The organism is Pseudomonas sp. C5pp (assembly GCF_000814065.1).
Classification (GTDB): domain Bacteria; phylum Pseudomonadota; class Gammaproteobacteria; order Pseudomonadales; family Pseudomonadaceae; genus Aquipseudomonas; species Aquipseudomonas asiatica.
Genome location: NZ_JWLN01000032.1, coordinates 57,306 through 76,694 on the forward strand (window position 1 = coordinate 57,306; position 19,389 = coordinate 76,694).

Sequence of the window (19,389 nt, forward strand, 5' to 3'; positions counted from 1 at the left end):
CGGTTCACTTGCGTCGTCATCGACTCCTTCCACCACGACTACTGACTATTCCTACATTCCCGCCCCCTCTTCCCCCCCTACCCTGCCCTCGCCTGTAAACCGTGATCCCGCAGCGCAACCTGCCGTCACGCCACTCCCAATATCGCACCAGGCGCCTACCACGAGCCCAACGGTGCATCGTCTGACGGCGCCGCCCAGGACTCGCTCATGCTCCAGCTCGACCGGCGCAGGCTCATGCCGTTGCGCCCGCGCCTCGCCCCGCTGCCGCCGCTGCTCGGCGGTTGCCTGGCCCTGACCTTGGCCAGCCCGGCACCTGCCGAACAAATCGACATGGCCTTCCAATCTGGCTTCATGCGCCAGGCACCCGGCCAGCCCGCCGAAGCGGGTGCCCTGGCCCTGCGCCACCTGGCCACGCAGGCACGCCTGCCTCCCGGACGCTACCGGGTTCACCTCACGCTCAACTTCGACACCTTACCGGAACAGGAGCTCGACTTCGTCGAAGCCCTCCACGGCGACGGCCTGCAACCCTGCCTCACGGCCGAGTTGCTGCGCAGTCTGAACCTGCGTGAACAAGCGCTGGAGGCTCCCCTGCCCGACACTTCGCAGTGCCTGGACCTGGCGCAGTATCTCCCGCAGGCAACCGCCGAGTTCAACGCCGCACAATTGCACCTGGCTCTGTCGATCCCGCAGATCGCCCTGCGCCAGGACCGTTCGGGCAGTATTCCGGAGGAGCGCTGGAGCAATGGCATCAATGCCGCGTTCATCAACTACCAGGCCTCGGCCCAACACAGCAACCAGCGCGACGGCCGCAGCAGTAATAGCCAGGACCTGTACCTGAACAGTGGTATCAACCTGGGCGCCTGGCGCCTGCGCAGCAAGCAGGCCTTGCGCCAGACGCCCGACGGTGAACGCCAGTGGACACGTAGCGATACCTATGCCCAGCGCGACCTGCCTGGCCTGCAGGCCAACCTGACACTGGGTGAAACCTTCACCAATAGCGAGATGTTTCGTAGCGTGCGCTTCACCGGCGCGCAGCTGGCCTCGGACAGCGGCATGCTGCCCGACACCTTGCAGCAATATGCGCCGGTGATCCGCGGCGTGGCGCAAAGCCGTGCCAAGGTCGAAGTGCTGCACAATGGCTACCCCATCTACGCTACCTACGTCGCCCCCGGCCCCTACGCCATCGACGACCTCAGCGTAGGTTCCAGCCATGGCGAGCTTGAAGTGGTCATCACCGAAGCCGATGGCCAGGTACGCCGCTTCACCCAACCCTACTCGACCATGGGCAGCCTGTTGCGCGAAGGCATCTGGCGCTACAGCGCCACCGTTGGCCAATATGAAAGCGCGCAGCAGCTGGACAACCCGGTCTTCTGGCAAGCCACCCTGGCCCGTGGCGGTGCCTGGGACACCACTCTGTACGGCGGCCTGCTTTCCAGCGAGTACTACAACGCCAGCGTGCTGGGTCTGGCCCGCGACGTCGGCAACCTGGGAGCACTGTCGTTCGATGTCACCCGTGCTACCAGCGAGCTGGGCCATGAACAGGGCAAGGTTCAGGGACACAGCCTTGCCCTGCGCTACGGCAAAAGCTTCCGGACCCGTACCAGCCTGCGCTTCGCCGGCTACCGCTACTCGACCCAGGGTTACCGCGATTTCGACGAGGCCGTGCAACAGCGCAGCAGTAACATCGATTACCTTGGCAACCGCCGTAGCCGACTGGAAGCTTCGGTCTACCAGAACGTAGGTGACCGCAGTTCGCTGAGTCTGACCTTCTCCCAGGACACCTACTGGCAAACCAATTACCAGCGCCGCCAGTACCAGTTGCAATACAACACGCAACTGGGCAAGGTCGGGGTCAACCTGTTCGCCACCCAGGCCCTGGACACCAGCAACCACGCTAGTCGCTCTTTCGGCCTGAGCCTGAACCTGCCGCTGGACTTTCGCCGCCAGCAACAGGCCAGCTTCGACCTGCGCCATGAAAACGGCCACTACAGTGAACGGGCCAGCCTGAACGGCGGCTTGCTGGACAGCCGACTCAGCTACAACACCGCACTGACCAATGATGCCCAAGGGCGCAAGAGCGCCGCGCTGTCCATGGCCTATCAGGGCAGTCAGGCCAGTATTGGCATGGGCTATACCGAAGCCAGCGATTATCGCAGCCTGTCGTTGAATGCCAGTGGCGCCGTGCTGCTGCATGACGAGGGTGTGGCCTTCGGTAGCCATCTGGGGGAAACCATGGCGCTGGTTCATGTACCCGGCGTGCCAGGCGTTGGTGTACAGAACACCCCGGCGGCGCGTACCAATGCCGAAGGCTATGCATTGATCCCGTACCTGCGCCCCTACCGGCTCAATAATCTGGTGCTGCAGACCGACGACCTTTCACCAGAGGTGGTGATTGGCAATGCCAGCCAACAAGTCGTGCCACGGCGCGGTGCGGTGATGAAGGCATCGTTCAATGCCGAGCATGTATCCCGCCTGGTGCTGACGCTGCTACAGGCCAATGGCGACCCCGTGCCATTCGGCGCCCAGGTAGTCGATGCCGATGGCGTGACGCTAGGGGTCGTCGGCCAGGCAGGCCAGGCCCTGGTGTCGGCGCGCAGGGCCGGTCACCAGCGGATACAGGTGATCTGGGGCGGTGCCGGTGACGACGTCTGCCAACTGAGCATCGACCCGCAAGCCCTCGAACAGGACGGCGGTTATCGCCTGAAAACCTTGAATTGCCCACTTCCCCAGGCGGGCGCAAGCGCCGCCCTGCCTGACGAAAAACCCCAGGAAACTCTTTTATGAAAATACTCAGACTCACCCTGGACCGCAACCTGTGGCTCGCCGGTTGCAGCTTGGCCCTGGGGTTATGGACGACCGCCGCACAGGCACGCTGTGCGTTTGATGCGGGCGGCAGCTACATGACCTATGAGCGCGACATAGGCGCATTCTGGGTGCCACGCGATGCGCCTGTAGGCACCGTCATCGGCCGCGGCGCAATGGACACGACGAACAATGAGGGCGCAGTGATCAATTGCTTCTGGAACGACCTCGACATACCTACCGCCCGCTTGCCCAACACCGCTCCGGTATTTCCTGGCAGCCTGCCACCTATAGATGGCAAGAACGTCGACGGCTATGTCATGCAGACCAATGTGCCGGGGGTGGGCGTGTACTTGGAACTGTTAGACCCTTTCGATGGCTCCGCCCCCAACACCTTTCGCCCGGACCATGGCAGGCCGACCATCCCTTATACCGGCACCATGGCCGGCGCCGGGCCATTCAACCTGAGAATTTCCAGGCTGTACGGCCAGGCATGGCTCATCAAGACAGGCCCGATCGCGTCAGGGCCACAACGCATAGACGGTGAACTGTTCCATGGGTCCATCCATCACCTGGGCAAGGTCCTGGAGTATCGCCTGAGCGCGACAGTCAACCAGGCACAATGCTCGCTGAAAGCCGATGCAGTCAGTGCCGACCCCGTACACTTGGGCGACTACAAGGCCGATGATTTCAAAGGGGTTGGCACAACGACGAAACCCGTCCCCTTCCACATCAACCTCGTTGACTGCAAAGATGCCAGCGCTCCCCTCCCCGGTACCGCCAATGTGTACATAGAGCTGGATGGTATCGATGGCTCGAAACCTACCGTACCCGCGCAAGGGCGCTTCAGCCTGACCAGCGCCTCGGACGCCGACGGGGTCGAAATCCAGTTGCTGCGCGGCGACACAAGCAACCCCATGCCCCTGCAAGCGGAAGTGCGCATGAAGCCCGTGGAAATCAACATCACCCGCCTGGACTTTTTCGCCCGCTACTACCAGAGCTCGCCGATAGTGAAGCCAGGCTTGGCCGAGGGAGCACTGAGCTTTACCGTAAGCTACAAATGACAGGCAAAAAAAAGACCGCAGGGTTAATACCCTGCGGTCTGAATGGCGAAGAAAAACAAACGACAAAAACGAAGAAAGGGACTTGCGTCCCTTTCTTCGTTCTTCGATTTGGAGCGGGAAACGAGACTCGAACTCGCGACCCCGACCTTGGCAAGGTCGTGCTCTACCAACTGAGCTATTCCCGCATTGTGAAACTTTACCGCTATCGGCGTGAAGCGCCTTGAAGACCTTCACCACCACTGCACCGCATAGACGCCACAGTATTTAAACTGGAGCGGGAAACGAGACTCGAACTCGCGACCCCGACCTTGGCAAGGTCGTGCTCTACCAACTGAGCTATTCCCGCAAATGGCGTCCCCTAGGGGACTCGAACCCCTGTTACCGCCGTGAAAGGGCGGTGTCCTAGGCCACTAGACGAAGGGGACACACGACACTTTTCAGTGCACCAGGTTCGAACCTCACGATTCAGCCTGGATTTTCTTTTCCTGCCTCGCCGAAGCGCTGCCGGAGAAACTGGAGCGGGAAACGAGACTCGAACTCGCGACCCCGACCTTGGCAAGGTCGTGCTCTACCAACTGAGCTATTCCCGCAATTTGGCGTCCCCTAGGGGACTCGAACCCCTGTTACCGCCGTGAAAGGGCGGTGTCCTAGGCCACTAGACGAAGGGGACACGCTGCTGGCATTACTGCCTGCTTTCACTCCCTGCCGCGTTTCGCTGTGTGCTTTACGCTGCAAGTGGCGCGCATTCTATGGATGGTTCGGACAGGCGTCAACCCCTTTGTAGAAATTTATTTAAATCAATGACTTCCGGGTGGGTTGGGGTGCAGATGCGGGATGGGTTGCCGATATAGAGAGAAGCAATCCTGTGCCGGCCCTTTCGCGGCTAAAGCCGCTCCCACAGGGACCGTGCGCAGCTTGAAGGCAGTGCCGTACCTGTGGGAGCGGCTTTAGCCGCGAAAGGGCCGGTACAGGCATATAGCCGCTATTCGCCCCCCGGCAAACTCACTACACTCAAAGCTGTAATTCTTCTTCAATGAGGCATTAACGGTGACACCACTTCTGATCACCCTGCTCATCGTGGCGGGTATCGCGTTGCTGATCGTGATCGGCTACCTAAACAATGTGGTCGAGAACGGTAAGCTCGAACGCGCCCGGATGAAGGTCGAGCTGGCCGACCGCCTGCGCCGCTGTGGCGAAATCACCGAGACCTTCCCCGGCCAGTTCATGACCCCGGCCCTGAAGTTGCTGCTGACCCGCCTGGAGCTCAACCTCAACCAGCGTCAACTGGCGATGGACAAGCACAATGCCGAGATCAAGGCGCGCATCGCCGAACTGGAGAGGCTGATTGCCCTGGGTGCGCAAATCCCGGTAAACAACCCGCCCAACCCTATCCAGACCGAGATCAAGGCCAAGGATGTGCGCTTCCTGCTGGAAGCGTTGCACAACCAGGTGACCCGCGCCGCCCAGGAGGGCTTCCTGCCCACGCCCGAGGCCAAGCAATGGATCAAGGAAATCCGCCATATCCTGGTGCTGCTGCATATCGAGTTCTTCAACAACCTCGGCCAGCAGGCCCTGCAGAAAAACCAGCCAGGCCAGGCGCGCCTGGCCTTCGAGCGCGGCGTGCAGTACCTGCGCAAGCAGCCGGAACCGAAGGTGTATGAAGAGCAGCTGACGTACCTGGAGAAGCTGCTGGCCCGGGCCAACGCCCAGGTGCTGGACCGCATGGCCCCGGCGGAGGACGAGCAGAATGAACTGACCCAGGGGCTCAAGACCGATGAGGAAGAGACCTGGAAGAAGAAGGTGATGTACGACTGATGCATTAACCTGTACTGGCCTCTTTACGGCTAAAGCCGCTCCCACAGGGACCGCATCGCCCTCAGGCTTGGTGCGATCCTTGTAGGAGCGGCTTTAGCCGCGAAGAGGCCGGTACAGGCAACAAATATCAGCAGTCGGTCAACTCCAGAAAAATCGCCGCCAACCGCTCCAGCCCCTCCTGATCCGCCTCGCTGAAGCGCCCAAGCTTCGGGCTGTCCAGGTCCAGCACACCAATCAACCTGCCCTCCTTCACCAGCGGGATCACCAACTCGCTGTTGGACGCGCTGTCACAGGCAATGTGCCCCGGAAACGCATGCACGTCCTCTACCCGCTGGGTCTGCCGGGTGGCCGCTGCCGCCCCGCACACGCCTTTGCTGAACGGGATGCGCACGCATGCCACCTGGCCCTGGAACGGGCCCAGCACCAGTTCTTCGTTGCGGTTGAGGTAGAACCCCGCCCAGTTCAGGTCATCCACCTGGTTATAGAGGAACGCCGAAAACTGCGCGGCATTGGCGATGAAGTCACGCTCGTCGGCAAACAGCGCCTGCACTTGCGCCGCCAGCAGGTTGTAGCCGTCGAGGCCGGCGCCACTGGCATTGAGGTCGATCATTTACTTTTGCTCCAGCAATTGCAGCCCGACCCAGTAGCGGGCGAACTGATAGGCACAACGGCCATTACGGTTACCGCGGCCGGTGGCCCAGCGCACGGCGAGGATGTCGAGTTCTTCGCTGCGCTGCCAGGCCAGGCCGGCAGTTTGCGCAAGCTGGCCGATCCAGTGCTCGACCACGTTCAGGAAGTGTTCCTGGGTGAAGGGGTAGAACGACAGCCACAAGCCAAAACGGTCGGACAGGGCAATCTTGTCTTCCACCGCTTCACTGGGGTGCAGCTCGCCGTCCACGCGCTTCCAGTTCTCGTTGTCGCTCTCCTTTTCCGGCACCAGGTGGCGGCGGTTGGAGGTGGCGTACAGCAGCACGTTGTCCGGAGCCTGCTCAAGCGAGCCGTCGAGCACGCTCTTGAGCACCCGGTAGTCGCCCTCCCCGGCTTCGAACGACAGGTCGTCGCAGAACAGGATGAAGCGCTGCGGCAGCTTCTGCAGCTGCTCGACTACACGCGGCAGGTCGGCCAGGTGGTCGCGTTCGATTTCGATCAGGCGCAGGCCGGCACCGGCGTGCTCGGCCAGCAGGGCACGTACCAGCGACGACTTGCCGGTGCCGCGCGAGCCCCACAGCAGTGCATGGTTGGCAGGCATGCCGTTGATGAACTGATGGGTATTGCGGCCCAGCTGGTCACGCTGCTGGTCGACGCCGATCAGGTCGCTCAGGCGAATGTCCAGGCTGACTTCCAGCGGCAGCAGGTAGCCGCTGCGGCCATCACGCTGCCAGCGCGCGGCCAGGGTGGTGGCCCAGTCGATGTTCGGGCGCTGGGCCGGCAACAGGGGTTCGAGGCGGGCCAGGACCGATTCGGCGCGGTCCAGGAAAGCAATCAAGCGAGCGTCCATCAGGGCTCCTGCAAATTCAGATTCGGGGCTGCTGTGCCGGCCTCTTCGCGGCTAAAGCCGCTCCCACAGATTTATCACCGCCCTTGAGACCTGTGATGTACCTGTGGGAGCGGCTTTAGCCGCGAAGAGGCCGGCACAGCCAGTAGAGCAATCAAGGCTGAATGTGTGACAGACCCACCAGCAGCCGGGGCTATTCGGCTATGCTTGCGCAGCGCAAGGGACGTGAAACCGGCTCGGGACACATGGATATCAAGTTCACCAATCGCCTGTCATACAAGCAAGCCCGGTTGACAGTCCTGGTCGGCTTCATCCTGGGAACATTGCTCAGTCTCATCCAGATCGGCATCGATTATGCCAGCGAAGACGCGTCCATCAACCGTGAAGTACGCGCCTTGCTGCAAATCAGCCACAACCCGGCCTCGCGCATCGCCTACAACATCGACTCGGAACTGGCCCTGGAGCTGACTCGCGGCCTGCTGGAGTCGCCGGCCATCATCCGTGCGCGGCTGATCGACAACAACGAAACGGTACTGGCCGACGTCGAACGGCCGCGCCTGGAGGACCGCTACCGGCCACTCAGCGACTTCCTGTTCGGCGATCAGCGCCAGTTCAAGGAACGCCTGTATCTGACCCACATGCCCGAGGAAAACCTCGGCACCCTCTACCTGGAGGTGGATACCTACGCCTTCGGCAGCCGCTTTCTCGACCGTGCCGGGATCACCCTGCTCAACGGCTTCGCCCGTAGCCTGGTGCTGACCGGCATCCTCCTGGCGCTGTTCTACATGATGCTGACCAAGCCGCTGGTGACGGTAATTGGCGCGCTCAGCGGCAGCGACCCGCGCAAACCCACGCAAACCCGCCTGCAATGCCCACCCGGACATGAACATGACGAAATCGGCGTACTGGTAAGGGTCGCCAACCAGCAGTTCGTCAGCATGGCCACCGAGATCGATCAGCGGCGCACCGCGGAAAACCGCCTGACCCAGTACCTCAACGAGCTGGAAGATATCGTCTCGGCACGCACCAACGAGCTGAAGGCCAGCAACAGCAGCCTGAGCCTGTCCAACCAGGAACTGGAAGAAGCCCGCCGCCGGGCGCTGGACATGGCCCAGGCGCGCGCCGCCTTCCTCGCCAACATGAGCCACGAAATCCGTACCCCGCTCAACGGCATGCTCGGCATGATCGCCCTTGCCCTGGACAGCCCGCTGCCCAGCGAGCAACGCCAGCAACTGGCGATTGCCCATGACTCGGGCAAGGTGCTGGTGGAGTTGCTCAACGATATTCTCGACCTGTCCAAGTTCGATGCAGGCCAACTGGAGCTGGAGCGCATTCCGTTCGACATGGGCTCGATGGTCGAGGACACTGCCAACCTGCTGTCGCAGAACACCGCGCAAAGCGTGGAACTGACCTGCCTGATCGCCCGCGACTTCCCCAGCAGCGTGCTTGGCGACCCCACGCGGGTACGGCAGATCGTCAGCAACCTGCTGTCCAACGCCCTCAAGTTCACCCGCTTCGGCCGCGTGGATGTGCGCCTGTCGACCATCGTCGGCGGTGTGCGCCTGGAAGTACGCGACACCGGCATCGGCATCCCCGAAGAAGCCCAGGCACGGATCTTCCAGCCATTCACCCAGGCCGGCGCCGGCATCACCCGCCAGTACGGCGGCACCGGCCTGGGCCTGGCGCTGACACGCAACCTGTGCAAGGCCATGCAGGGCCACCTGCACATCAAGTCCGACCCTGGCTTCGGCAGCCGCTTCACCGCCGAACTGCCACTGGCCGTGCACACCGAGGCCATTGCGCCAGCACCGTTGCACGGGCGCGTGGCGGCGCTGAGCACGGCCGGCAGCGGGCTCGATGAACTATTGCAGGACCTGCTGCCTGCCTGGGGCCTTGCCTACCAGCACCATGACAGCTGCGCGGGGCTCGACGCCACGGCCATCGACCTGCTGATCACCGACAGCCTGGACCACCTGTTCGAACTGCGACCGGCATTGAAAACACCTATCTTGCTGGTGACCGCCTACGGCAACTTCCTGCCCAGCGAACAGTCGGTCGCCCTCGCCCCCCTGCACCAACTGGCCCGGCCGCTGGCGCGCAACGCCCTGTACCAGACCTTGCGCCGCACCTTGCAGGGCCATGAGCCCGAACACCCGCTGGCGGCCCCGGCCATCACCCTGGAACAAGGCCGCGCGCGCATCCTGCTGGTGGAGGACAACCCGGTGAACCAGCTGGTGGCCAAGGGCATGCTGGCCAAGCTCGGCTGCCAGGTACAGCTGGCCACCCAGGGCGCCGAGGCCCTGGAGCTACTGGAACAGGACGAATTCGACCTGGTCCTGATGGACTGCAACATGCCGGTGATGGACGGCTACGAGGCCAGCCGGCGTATCCGCCAAAGCGGTCGCTGGCCCGACCTGCCGATCGTCGCCCTCACCGCCAACGCCATGCCCGAAGAGCGCGAGCGCTGCCGGGCAGCCGGCATGAACGACTACCTGGCCAAGCCGTTCCGCCGTGAAGAGTTGCTGGCGCTGGTCGACCACTGGGTGCCTGTCAACGGCTGAGCAGGCGCTCGATGTCCGCTTCCAGGGCCTGCGGCTTGGTGGTGGGGGCGTAGCGCGTTACCCGGCCAGAGGCCGGGTCGACCAGGAACTTGGTGAAGTTCCACTTGATCTTCTGGCTGCCCAGAATGCCCGGGGCGCGCTGCTTGAGTTCGACGAACAGCGGGTGGCTGCCGGGGCCGTTGACCTCGACCTTGCGAAACAGCGGGAAGCTCACACCGAAATTGCGCTCGCAGAACTGGGCAATTTCCCGTGCATCGCCCGGCTCCTGCTTGCCGAACTGGTTGCAGGGGAAGCCCAGCACCACCAGGCCACGCGCGCGATAGGCCTGCCACAGTTGCTCCAGGCCCTTGTACTGCGGGGTAAAGCCGCACTGGCTGGCGGTATTGACCACCAGCAGCGCCTTGCCAGGGAAGTCGCCGAGCTTCTTGTGCTCGCCGCCCAGGGTCACACAGGGGATGTCCAGTATCGATCCAGCCATGGTCGGGCTCCGGTCAGTCGCGCGGACGCAGGTCGATGCACACCGAGTTGATGCAGTAGCGCAGGCCGGTCGGTGGCGGGCCATCGGGGAACACGTGGCCCAGGTGGGCATCGCAGCGGGCACAGGTGACTTCGGTGCGGATCATGCCGTGGGAGGTGTCGCGAATCTCGATCATCGCGCTTTCCTCGATGGGTGCGTAGAAGCTCGGCCAGCCGCAGCCGGAATCGAACTTGGTCTGCGCATCGAACAGCGGCAGGCCGCAGCAGATGCAATGGTAGATGCCGTCGCGACGCTCGCTGTTGTACTTGCCGCTGAACGGCCGCTCGGTGCCCTTGAGGCGGCACACCTGGTACTGCTCGGGGTCGAGCATCGACCGCCATTGTTCCAGGGTTTTCTCGATCTTTTGCATGTAGGGACCTCGGCAGGCTGAATTTCACTGCGCACCGTCTTTTCCGGGGCGCGGGTGGCACGTATATTAGTTGGCTTCGTGTGCCAGGCGTTCAGTCTGGCACCCGCTTCCTGCCCTTTCAAACCTTTCGGCGGGGCGTAGCGCGTTTTCTCAATCGGGATCCCATCATGCAGTTCAGCAAATCGAACAAGCTCGCCAATGTCTGCTACGACATTCGCGGCCCAGTGCTCAAGCACGCCAAGCGCCTGGAAGAGGAAGGCCACCGCATCCTCAAGCTGAACATCGGCAACCCGGCGCCGTTTGGCTTCGAGGCGCCTGACGAAATCCTCCAGGATGTGATCCGCAACCTGCCCACCGCGCAGGGCTACAGCGACTCCAAGGGCCTGTTCAGCGCGCGCAAGGCGGTGATGCAGTACTGCCAGCAGAAGCAGATCGAAGGCGTCGGCATCGAGGACATCTACCTGGGTAACGGCGTGTCCGAGCTGATCGTGATGTCGATGCAGGCGCTGCTCAACAACGGCGATGAAGTGCTGATCCCTGCCCCCGACTACCCGCTGTGGACCGCCGCCGTGAGCCTGGCCGGCGGCAAGCCGGTGCACTACCTGTGCGACGAGCAGGCCGACTGGTTCCCCGACCTTGAGGACATCAAGGCCAAGATCACCCCGAACACCAAGGCCCTGGTGATCATCAACCCGAACAACCCGACCGGCGCGGTGTACTCCAAAGAGCTGCTGCTGGGCATGCTGGAACTGGCCCGCCAGCACAACCTGGTGGTGTTCTCCGACGAGATCTACGACAAGATCCTGTACGACGAAGCCGTGCACATCAGCACCGCCTCGCTGGCCCCCGACCTGCTGTGCCTGACCTTCAACGGCCTGTCCAAGTCGTACCGTGTGGCGGGCTTCCGCTCCGGCTGGCTGATCATCTCCGGGCCCAAGCACCACGCGCAAAGCTACATCGAAGGCATCGACATGCTGGCCAACATGCGCCTGTGCGCCAACGTGCCGGCCCAGCATGCCATCCAGACCGCGCTGGGCGGCTACCAGAGCATCAACGACCTGGTGCTGCCACCCGGCCGCCTGCTGGAGCAGCGCAACCGCACCTACGAGTTGCTGAACGACATCCCGGGCGTTAGCTGCGTGAAGCCGATGGGTGCGCTGTATGCATTCCCGAAGATCGACCCGAAGGTTTGCCCGATCCACAACGACGAGAAGTTCGTGCTCGACCTGCTGCTGTCGGAAAAGCTGCTGATCGTTCAAGGTACGGCGTTCAACTGGCCGTGGCCGGACCACTTCCGCGTGGTGACCTTGCCGCGGGTGGATGACCTGGAGGCGGCGATTGGCCGGATCGGCAACTTCCTGAAGGGTTATTCGCAGTAAGTGATGGCCTCTTCGCAGCGCAAGGCTGCTCCTACAGGAGAACGCATGCACCTGTAGGAGCAGCCTTGCGCTGCGAATGGGCTGCAAAGCAGCCCCCAAAAACCCCACAGGATGTTTCTTACATCCTGCAACGCTCTATCCCACAGCCCCCGCGCCATCCTCTGCCATACTCCGCCGTACACAGTTTGAAATAGTCGCCCGATTGAATCGGCACGGCCGGCCCCTTATATACCCCGCAGTAAGCGACAACTCATCCGTCAGGAGAACGTAACAACCATGATGCGCATTCTGTTGTTTGTAGCCACCAACCTCGCGGTGGTGCTGGTTGCAAGCATTACCCTGAGCCTGTTCGGTTTCAACGGGTTCATGGCCGCCAACGGGGTCGACCTGAACCTCAGCAGCCTGCTGGTGTTCTGCGCCGTGTTCGGCTTTGCCGGCTCCCTCGTCTCGCTGTTCATCTCCAAGTGGATGGCGAAGATGACCACCGGTACCCAGATCATCAGCCAGCCGCGCACCCGCCACGAGCAGTGGCTGCTGCAAACGGTCGAAGAGCTGTCCCGTGAAGCGGGCATCAAGATGCCCGAGGTGGGTATCTTCCCGGCGTACGAGGCCAATGCCTTCGCCACCGGCTGGAACCGCAACGACGCGCTGGTCGCCGTGTCCCAGGGCCTGCTGGAGCGTTTCTCGCCCGATGAAGTGCGCGCAGTGCTGGCCCACGAGATCGGCCACGTGGCCAACGGCGACATGGTCACCCTGGCGCTGGTGCAAGGCGTGGTGAACACCTTCGTGATGTTCTTCGCGCGCATCATCGGCAACTTCGTCGACAAGGTGATCTTCAAGAACGAAGAAGGCCAGGGCATTGCCTACTACGTGGCGACCATCGTTGCCGAGCTGATCCTGGGCATTCTGGCCAGCATGATCGTGATGTGGTTCTCGCGCCGCCGCGAATACCGCGCCGACGAAGCCGGTGCACAGCTGGCCGGTACCGCGGCGATGATCGGTGCGCTGCAGCGCCTGCGCGTGGAGCAAGGCCTGCCGGTGCACATGCCCGACACCCTGAAGGCCTTCGGCATCAATGGTGGCCTGAAGCATGGCCTGGCCGGGCTGCTGATGAGCCACCCGCCGCTGGAAGACCGTATCGAGGCCCTGCGCCGTCGCGGTTGATCCAACCGGTAAAACAAAAGGGCGACTGCGGTCGCCCTTTTTTGTACACCTGTACCGGCCTCTTCGCGGGTAAACCCGCTCCCACAGGTTCACCACACACCTTGAGGATTGTGCAGTACCTGTGGGAGCGGGTTCACCCGCGAAAGGGCCGGTGCAGGCTACACACCTGTCATCGGCTAACCCGGTAAACCCGCTCCAATAAACTCGATACCCCGGCCTGCGAAAACTTCGGGCTTTCTTCAATCACCTCCACAGCCTCCAGCTCATCCACCTGCCACCCGGTAAACCCCTGCCGCAGCTCTTCATCCCCGACCGAAAACGGCGGTCCGTCCAGCAAAGCCTGGTCATAATCCAGAGTCACTACCAACCCCTGGCAACCCGCCGGCAGCAAGCTCGACAACAGCTGCATGTACGCCCCACGCATCTGCGGCGGCAGTGCAATCACCGCCGCCCGGTCATAAAGCCCCGCGCAGTCACCGACATCCCCTGCCTGCAACGCAAAGAAATCCCCACACCAAAGCTCAACGTCACCACTGCGCCAAACTTCGAAAACCCCGCGCTGTTGCACCTCGGCTTCAAGCCCATGCTCGCGGAAGAATGCCTCCACCGCTTGCCGCGACAACTCTACGCCCAACACGCGATACCCCTGCCCGGCCAGCCAGGCCAGGTCCAGGCTCTTGCCGCACAACGGCACCAGCACGCGGCTGCCCGGCGCCAGGCCAAGCGTTGGCCAGTACCTCTGCAGATAGGGGTTCACCTGCGCCTGGTGAAAGCCGATCTGATTGTCGGCCCACCGCTGCTGCCAGAACGCTGGCTCCATGATCACTCCTGATTTTTAGATGGTTTGTCGGTAAAAGTTGGTTTGGATTTCGATCTGTAGTTGATCGAAGATGATTGCATCTTAACCGTCAGGACCCCGCCATGCTGCCCAGCCTGTTCATTTCCCATGGTTCTCCCATGCTTGCCCTGCAACCCGGCGCCAGCGGGCCTGCGCTGGCAGGGCTTGCCAACGCCCTGCCCCGGCCGAAAGCGATCGTGGTGGTATCTGCGCACTGGGAAAGCCGCGAATTGCTGGTTACCGGCAGCGCACAACCAGAGACCTGGCATGACTTCTACGGCTTCCCACCGGCGCTGTATGCGGTGCAGTACCCGGCGCCGGGTGACCCCACCCTTGCCGGCCAGGTCAGCGAATTGCTGCAGGCTGCCGGGCTGACAGCCCGGCTGGACGCGCAGCGGCCGTTCGACCATGGTGCCTGGGTACCGCTGTCGCTGATGTACCCGGATGCGAATATTCCGGTGGTGCAGGTTTCACTGCCCAGCCACATGGGGCCGACGCTGCAGGTCAAGGTAGGCCAGGCGCTGGCGGGTTTGCGCGACCAAGGCGTGCTGTTGATCGGTTCGGGCAGCATTACCCACAACCTGGGCGAACTGGACTGGCATGCCGGGCCGGATGTGATCGAGCCTTGGGCACTGGCGTTCAGGGATTGGGTGGTGGAAAAGCTGCGGGCGAATGACCAGGAAGCGTTGCTGGGTTATCGGCAGCAGGCGCCGTTTGCGGTGCGTAACCATCCCAGTGATGAGCATTTCCTGCCGCTGTTCTTTGCCCTGGGGGCTGGCGGCAAGTTCGGGGTGGTGCACCAGGGGTTTACCCTGGGGGCGTTGGGGATGGACATTTATCGGTTCGACTGAAGCCCGCGAAGAGGCCGGCACAGGCAAAAAAAATCCCCAGCCAAAGCCGGGGATTTTTTCATTGCGCCAGGATCAATCCTCGCGGTAGCGACGCAGCTTCAGCTGCTTGCCAGCCACGCGGGTGTCCTTGAGCTTGGACAGCAGCTTCTCCAGGCCATCTTCCGGCAGCTCGACCAGGCTGAAGCTGTCGCGCACCTGGATGCGGCCGATGGCGTCACGAGCCAGACCACCCTCGTTGAGGATCGCGCCCAGCAGGTTCTTGGCAGCGATGCCGTCACGGGCACCCAGGGCAGTACGGCAACGCACGCGGCCTTCGGCCAGCGGCATCGGCGCACGGCGCTCGCGGTCACCACGCTCCGAGCGCTCGCCACGCTCACCACGCTCAGTACGCTCACCACGCGGGGCGAAGCTCGGCACCAGCGGCTGCTCACGCTCTACCGCAGCCAGGTCCAGCGCCTGGCCATTGGTGGCCTTGCGCAGCAGGGCAGCAGCCAGGGCACGCGCGCTGCAACCCAGGTCGGCGGTCAGGCGGTCGAACAGCTCGCCGTGGGTGGCTTCTGCTTCGGCAACCAGCGGCGCCAGGCTCGAGGTCAGCTTCTTGATGCGAGCATCCAGCACGGCCTGGGCATTCGGCAGGCGGGCTTCTGCAACTTTTTGCCCGGTTACACGCTCGATCACCTGCAGCATGCGGCGCTCACGCGGGGTGACCAGCAGCAGTGCACGGCCATCGCGACCGGCACGGCCGGTACGGCCGATACGGTGTACGTAGGACTCCGGGTCGTACGGCATGTCGACGTTGAACACGTGAGTGATGCGCGGTACGTCCAGGCCACGGGCAGCGACGTCGGTAGCGACAACGATGTCTAGGCGGCCATCCTTGAGCGAGTCGATCACGCGCTCACGCTGGTTCTGGGCGATGTCGCCGTTCAGTGCGGCAGCCTTGTAACCCTTGGCTTCCAGCGCGGAGGCCAGGTCCAGGGTGGCTTGCTTGGTACGCACGAAGGCGATCAGCGCGTCGAACTCTTCCACTTCCAGCAGACGCAGCACAGCCGGGATCTTCTGGTCGGCATGGACCATCAGGTGAGCCTGCTCGATCGCGGTAACGGTCTGGGTCTTGCTCTGGATCTTGACGTGCTTGGGCTCGCGCAGGTGGCGTTCGGCGATCGAGCGGATCGACGACGGCAGGGTGGCGGAGAACAGCACGGTCTGGCGGCTGGCCGGGATGGCATCGAAGATCACTTCGAGGTCGTCCATGAAGCCCAGCTTGAGCATCTCGTCGGCCTCGTCCAGTACCAGGTACTGCACGGTCGACAGGACTTTTTCGTCACGGCGCAGGTGGTCGCACAGACGACCTGGGGTGGCCACGACGATTTGCGCGCCGTTGCGGATCGCACGCAACTGCGGGCCCATCGGGGCACCACCGTAGACGGCGACCACATTCACGCCCGGCATCTGCTTGGCGTAGGTTTCGAAAGCGGTAGCAACTTGCAGCGCCAACTCACGGGTTGGCGCCAGGATCAGGGCTTGCGGTTCGCGCTTGCTCACATCGATCTTGTTGAGGATCGGCAGGGCGAAGGCAGCGGTCTTGCCGGTGCCAGTCTGCGCCTGGCCGATCATGTCGTGACCGGCGAGGATGATCGGGATCGATTGTTGCTGAATGGCGGACGGCTCTTCGTAGCCGGTCGCCAGAACGGCAGCAACAATATTCGGATTGAGATCGAGAGCGGCGAAGCCGCCGGTTTCCTGGGTCATGGGTCTGCCTCTAGGTGCATCCGCAAAGACCCATGCTCCAAAGCTGCACAAGCCATGAAAGACCGACAGGTCACCCAGGCAGCTTTGGCGGCGGGGATTTGCGAAAACGATTGAAAAAGAAAACGTGGGAAAGTCCGCCTAGCGGACGTGCAGCCGAAGCTGGACTCGGAGGGTTTGCACCACCTGATTTTGCGGTCCGCTAAAAGACCGGCGCGTACTATACCCGAAATCGTGCGCAGACGTGAGGAATATTTTCAGGGTGCCTGGCCAGTGTCGGGCCATCAGCAATGTGCGGCTGAAACGATTCCTGCCTGCGATACCGCGTCGCCTGATTCGCGGGCACGCCCGCTCCCACAGGATACTCACCACCCTTGAGCACAGTGATATTCCTGTGGGAGCGGGCGTGCCCGCGAAAAAGCCAATTCAGGTAGCCGGGCGAATCTCGCGGATCAGCCCTTCGAGGCTGTACCCCAGGCGCGGCGCCAGCGCCTGGGCCCGGGCTTTCAGCCCATCCAGGTCCAGCGTCTGCTCCAGGTCCGCCGGCACCAGCAGGATCACATTGCCCTCCTTCACCGGCAGCTCCCAGTAATGCCGGTGGTACAACCCGCGCAGCAACGCAGCGCCCAGCGGCTTGCCGTCGTCGGTGGCCCACTGGTTGATCACCAGCCAACCACCCGGGTTCAGCTGCTGCTGGCAGTTCTCCAGGAAGTTCCACGCAAGGTGGCCCACCCCCGGCCCATGGTCGGTGTACAGGTCGACGAACAGCAGGTCGGCCTTCTCCGCCGTGGGCAACAGCTCCAGCGCATCGCCGATGCGTACATACAGCCGCGGATCGTCATCCAGGCCCAGGTACTCCATGGCCAGGCGCGGTACGTCCGGGCGCAGTTCGATGGCCTCGATGTCGTCCAGCGGCAGGAACTTCATGCAGGCCTGGGTCAGCGTGCCGGCACCCAGGCCGAGAAACAGCGCGCTCTCCGGCTGCTCGTGGCACAGCGCCCCCACCAGCATGGCGCGGGTATAGTCGTACTCCAGCCAGCTGGGGTCGGCCGTGAACACGCAGCTCTGCTCGATCGCATCGCCGAATTCCAGAAAGCGGTAGTCGTCTACTTCATACACGCTGATGACGCCAAAGGCGTCCTGCACCCGTGCCAGTAGCCGCTCTTCCCGTTCCGCCGCCATGCTCACCACCTACCCGCACAAAAACGCGCATTGTCCGCCAACACCCTCGATGCAACAAGCGCAGCGCCAACTGTTACCATGGCCCATAGCCTACAACCGACAAGACCGAGCCCGAGATGAACCAACCGTGGAGCCCCGACAGCTGGCGCGCCCTGCCGATCCAGCAGCAACCGACCTACCCCGATGCCGCGCACCTGCTGAAGGTCGAACAGACCCTGGCCAGCTACCCGCCGCTGGTGTTCGCGGGCGAGGCGCGCGAGCTGCGCCGGCAGTTCGCCGAGGTCACCGAAGGCCGCGCCTTCCTGCTGCAGGGTGGCGACTGCGCCGAGAGCTTCGCCGAGTTCTCGGCGGCGAAAATCCGCGACACCTTCAAGGTGCTGCTGCAGATGGCCATTGTCATGACCTTCGCCGCCGGCTGCCCGGTGGTCAAGGTCGGGCGCATGGCCGGGCAATTCGCCAAGCCGCGCTCATCGGGCGATGAAACCATCGGCGACATCACCCTGCCCGCCTACCGTGGCGACATCGTCAACGGCATCGGCTTCGATGCGAAAAGCCGCATCCCCGACCCGGAACGCCTGCTGCAGGCCTACCACCAGGCCACCGCCAGCCTCAACCTGCTGCGCGCCTTCGCCCAGGGCGGGTTCGCCGACCTGCACCAGGTGCACAAGTGGAACCTGGACTTCATCGCCAACTCGGCGCTGGCCGACAAGTACCACCAGCTGGCCAACCGCATCGACGAAACCCTGGCATTCATGCGCGCCTGCGGCCTGGACAGCGCGCCGCAGCTGCGCGAAACCAGCTTCTTCACCGCCCACGAAGCACTGCTGCTGAACTATGAAGAAGCCTTCGTGCGCCAGGACAGCCTGACCGGCGACTACTACGACTGCTCGGCGCACATGCTGTGGATCGGCGACCGCACCCGCCAGCTGGACGGAGCCCATGTGGAGTTCCTGCGCGGCGTGCACAACCCGATCGGGGTCAAGGTTGGCCCCAGCATGAACCCCGAAGAACTGATCCGCCTGATCGACACGCTGAACCCGGCCAACGACCCCGGGCGCCTGAACCTGATCGTGCGCATGGGGGCCGGCAAGGTCGGCGACCACCTGCCGGGGCTGATCCGCACGGTCGAACGCGAAGGGCGCAAAGTGCTGTGGAGCTCCGACCCGATGCATGGCAACACCATCAAGGCCAGCAGCGGCTACAAGACCCGCGATTTTGCGCAGATCCTGGATGAGGTGAAGCAGTTCTTCCAGGTGCACCAAGCCGAGGGCAGCCACGCCGGCGGCATCCACATCGAGATGACCGGGCAGAACGTCACCGAATGCATCGGCGGCGCCCGGCCGATCACCGAGGATGCGCTGTCCGACCGGTACCACACCCACTGCGACCCGCGGATGAATGCCGACCAGTCCCTGGAGCTGGCGTTCCTGATTGCCGAAACCCTCAAGCAGGTGCGGCGCTGAGTGCTTTTCGCTTTTCGCTTTTCGCTTTTCGCTTTTCGCTTTTCGCTTTTCGCTTTTGATCTTGCTTCTAGGCGCGCGATAGTTCAGGCGCCGCCGATTGCGACTTCAGGAGGCCGAGCGAAGGGCTTGCGGAGGGAGG

At 63.0% G+C, this 19,389-nt stretch carries 14 protein-coding genes, 5 tRNA genes and 1 pseudogene; 8 read left to right on the top strand and 12 right to left on the bottom strand.

Annotated elements, in window-relative coordinates:
- Window positions 1-207: 207 nt before the first annotated feature.
- Window positions 208-2,784 carry a fimbria/pilus outer membrane usher protein gene (locus RR51_RS22525; protein ID WP_039614735.1) on the top strand — a complete coding sequence of 859 codons (2,577 nt, stop codon included), beginning with the start codon at window positions 208-210 and terminating at the stop codon, window positions 2,782-2,784.
- Window positions 2,781-3,866, top strand: coding sequence for a fimbrial protein (locus RR51_RS22530; protein ID WP_039614736.1), 1,086 nt, complete (start codon window positions 2,781-2,783; stop codon window positions 3,864-3,866). Before RR51_RS22525 ends, RR51_RS22530 begins: the two co-directional genes overlap by 4 nt.
- A gap of 109 nt (window positions 3,867-3,975) precedes the next feature.
- Here RR51_RS22530 and RR51_RS22535 read toward each other — a convergent pair.
- From RR51_RS22535 to RR51_RS22555, 5 genes are all read right to left on the bottom strand, one after another.
- Window positions 3,976-4,051: transfer RNA gene (locus RR51_RS22535), tRNA-Gly, on the bottom strand.
- A gap of 85 nt (window positions 4,052-4,136) precedes the next feature.
- Window positions 4,137-4,212 (bottom strand) — tRNA-Gly (locus tag RR51_RS22540).
- 3 nt (window positions 4,213-4,215) lie between these two features.
- Window positions 4,216-4,291 (bottom strand) — tRNA-Glu (locus RR51_RS22545).
- Between the two features lie 89 nt (window positions 4,292-4,380).
- Window positions 4,381-4,456 (bottom strand) — tRNA-Gly (locus RR51_RS22550).
- 4 nt (window positions 4,457-4,460) lie between these two features.
- Window positions 4,461-4,536, bottom strand: a tRNA-Glu gene (locus RR51_RS22555).
- Window positions 4,537-4,913: 377 nt separating this feature from the next.
- On the opposite strand from RR51_RS22555, the gene RR51_RS22560 reads away from it, so the two are divergent.
- A complete protein-coding gene (locus tag RR51_RS22560) occupies window positions 4,914-5,681 on the top strand; it encodes a hypothetical protein (RefSeq protein WP_015269386.1) in 768 nt (255 codons plus the stop codon).
- A 127-nt stretch (window positions 5,682-5,808) separates the two neighbouring features.
- Here RR51_RS22560 and RR51_RS22565 read toward each other — a convergent pair whose 3' ends face one another.
- On the bottom strand, window positions 5,809-6,291 hold the full coding sequence (locus tag RR51_RS22565) for a GAF domain-containing protein (RefSeq protein ID WP_039614737.1): 483 nt from the start codon (window positions 6,289-6,291) through the stop codon (window positions 5,809-5,811).
- On the bottom strand, window positions 6,292-7,179 hold the full coding sequence (locus tag RR51_RS22570) for an ATP-binding protein (RefSeq protein WP_013971547.1): 888 nt from the start codon (window positions 7,177-7,179) through the stop codon (window positions 6,292-6,294). It lies immediately after the preceding gene.
- Window positions 7,180-7,379: 200 nt separating this feature from the next.
- Between RR51_RS22570 and RR51_RS22575 the strand changes: the two genes are divergently transcribed.
- Window positions 7,380-9,737, top strand: coding sequence for a hybrid sensor histidine kinase/response regulator (locus tag RR51_RS22575; protein WP_003259717.1), 2,358 nt, complete (start codon window positions 7,380-7,382; stop codon window positions 9,735-9,737).
- On the opposite strand, the gene RR51_RS22580 is transcribed toward RR51_RS22575, so the two are convergent.
- Together RR51_RS22580 and msrB are read right to left on the bottom strand one after the other, a co-directional pair.
- Window positions 9,727-10,215, bottom strand: coding sequence for a glutathione peroxidase (locus tag RR51_RS22580; protein ID WP_039614738.1), 489 nt, complete (start codon window positions 10,213-10,215; stop codon window positions 9,727-9,729). The genes RR51_RS22575 and RR51_RS22580 overlap by 11 nt on opposite strands.
- A 13-nt stretch (window positions 10,216-10,228) precedes the next feature.
- Window positions 10,229-10,624 (bottom strand): peptide-methionine (R)-S-oxide reductase MsrB, encoded by a 396-nt coding sequence (msrB, locus tag RR51_RS22585; RefSeq protein ID WP_015269381.1) that lies wholly within the window; start codon window positions 10,622-10,624, stop codon window positions 10,229-10,231.
- Window positions 10,625-10,791: 167 nt separating this feature from the next.
- Here msrB and RR51_RS22590 point away from each other — a divergent pair, with 167 nt between their 5' ends.
- Window positions 10,792-12,003: a pyridoxal phosphate-dependent aminotransferase gene (locus RR51_RS22590; RefSeq protein ID WP_013971543.1), complete on the top strand. Its 1,212-nt coding sequence runs from the start codon at window positions 10,792-10,794 to the stop codon at window positions 12,001-12,003.
- A 276-nt stretch (window positions 12,004-12,279) separates the two neighbouring features.
- Window positions 12,280-13,167 carry a protease HtpX gene (htpX, locus tag RR51_RS22595; protein WP_023661073.1) on the top strand — a complete coding sequence of 296 codons (888 nt, stop codon included), beginning with the start codon at window positions 12,280-12,282 and terminating at the stop codon, window positions 13,165-13,167.
- A 169-nt stretch (window positions 13,168-13,336) separates the two neighbouring features.
- On the opposite strand, the gene RR51_RS22600 is transcribed toward htpX, so the two are convergent.
- Entirely contained in the window at window positions 13,337-13,987 is a 651-nt protein-coding gene (locus RR51_RS22600; RefSeq protein ID WP_039614739.1) for a thiopurine S-methyltransferase, read from the bottom strand.
- Window positions 13,988-14,088: 101 nt separating this feature from the next.
- Between RR51_RS22600 and RR51_RS22605 the strand changes: the two genes are divergently transcribed.
- Complete coding sequence (locus tag RR51_RS22605) at window positions 14,089-14,856, top strand: DODA-type extradiol aromatic ring-opening family dioxygenase (protein WP_023661075.1); 768 nt, start codon at window positions 14,089-14,091, stop codon at window positions 14,854-14,856.
- A gap of 72 nt (window positions 14,857-14,928) precedes the next feature.
- On the opposite strand, the pseudogene RR51_RS22610 reads toward RR51_RS22605, so the two are convergent.
- A pseudogene (locus tag RR51_RS22610) lies at window positions 14,929-16,642 on the bottom strand (DEAD/DEAH box helicase).
- Window positions 16,643-17,031: 389 nt separating this feature from the next.
- The gene (locus RR51_RS22615) at window positions 17,032-17,787 is read right to left on the bottom strand and encodes a spermidine synthase (protein WP_015269377.1); all 756 of its coding nucleotides are present in this window, start codon (window positions 17,785-17,787) and stop codon (window positions 17,032-17,034) included.
- Window positions 17,788-17,903: 116 nt separating this feature from the next.
- On the opposite strand from RR51_RS22615, the gene RR51_RS22620 reads away from it, so the two are divergent.
- The gene (locus RR51_RS22620) at window positions 17,904-19,250 is read left to right on the top strand and encodes a class II 3-deoxy-7-phosphoheptulonate synthase (protein ID WP_003247094.1); all 1,347 of its coding nucleotides are present in this window, start codon (window positions 17,904-17,906) and stop codon (window positions 19,248-19,250) included.
- Window positions 19,251-19,389 lie beyond the last annotated feature (139 nt).

Excerpts from the sequence above, each read along its gene's own strand:
- RR51_RS22525 (WP_039614735.1), top strand. The coding sequence starts at position 208 with ATGCTCCAGCTCGACCGGCGCAGGCTCATGCCGTTGCGCCCGCGCCTC.
- RR51_RS22530 (WP_039614736.1), top strand. The coding sequence starts at position 2,781 with ATGAAAATACTCAGACTCACCCTGGACCGCAACCTGTGGCTCGCCGGT.
- RR51_RS22565 (WP_039614737.1), bottom strand. The coding sequence starts at position 6,291 with ATGATCGACCTCAATGCCAGTGGCGCCGGCCTCGACGGCTACAACCTG.
- RR51_RS22570 (WP_013971547.1), bottom strand. The coding sequence starts at position 7,179 with ATGGACGCTCGCTTGATTGCTTTCCTGGACCGCGCCGAATCGGTCCTG.
- RR51_RS22575 (WP_003259717.1), top strand. The coding sequence starts at position 7,380 with ATGCTTGCGCAGCGCAAGGGACGTGAAACCGGCTCGGGACACATGGAT.
- RR51_RS22580 (WP_039614738.1), bottom strand. The coding sequence starts at position 10,215 with ATGGCTGGATCGATACTGGACATCCCCTGTGTGACCCTGGGCGGCGAG.
- msrB (WP_015269381.1), bottom strand. The coding sequence starts at position 10,624 with ATGCAAAAGATCGAGAAAACCCTGGAACAATGGCGGTCGATGCTCGAC.
- RR51_RS22590 (WP_013971543.1), top strand. The coding sequence starts at position 10,792 with ATGCAGTTCAGCAAATCGAACAAGCTCGCCAATGTCTGCTACGACATT.
- htpX (WP_023661073.1), top strand. The coding sequence starts at position 12,280 with ATGATGCGCATTCTGTTGTTTGTAGCCACCAACCTCGCGGTGGTGCTG.
- RR51_RS22600 (WP_039614739.1), bottom strand. The coding sequence starts at position 13,987 with ATGGAGCCAGCGTTCTGGCAGCAGCGGTGGGCCGACAATCAGATCGGC.
- RR51_RS22605 (WP_023661075.1), top strand. The coding sequence starts at position 14,089 with ATGCTGCCCAGCCTGTTCATTTCCCATGGTTCTCCCATGCTTGCCCTG.
- RR51_RS22615 (WP_015269377.1), bottom strand. The coding sequence starts at position 17,787 with ATGGCGGCGGAACGGGAAGAGCGGCTACTGGCACGGGTGCAGGACGCC.
- RR51_RS22620 (WP_003247094.1), top strand. The coding sequence starts at position 17,904 with ATGAACCAACCGTGGAGCCCCGACAGCTGGCGCGCCCTGCCGATCCAG.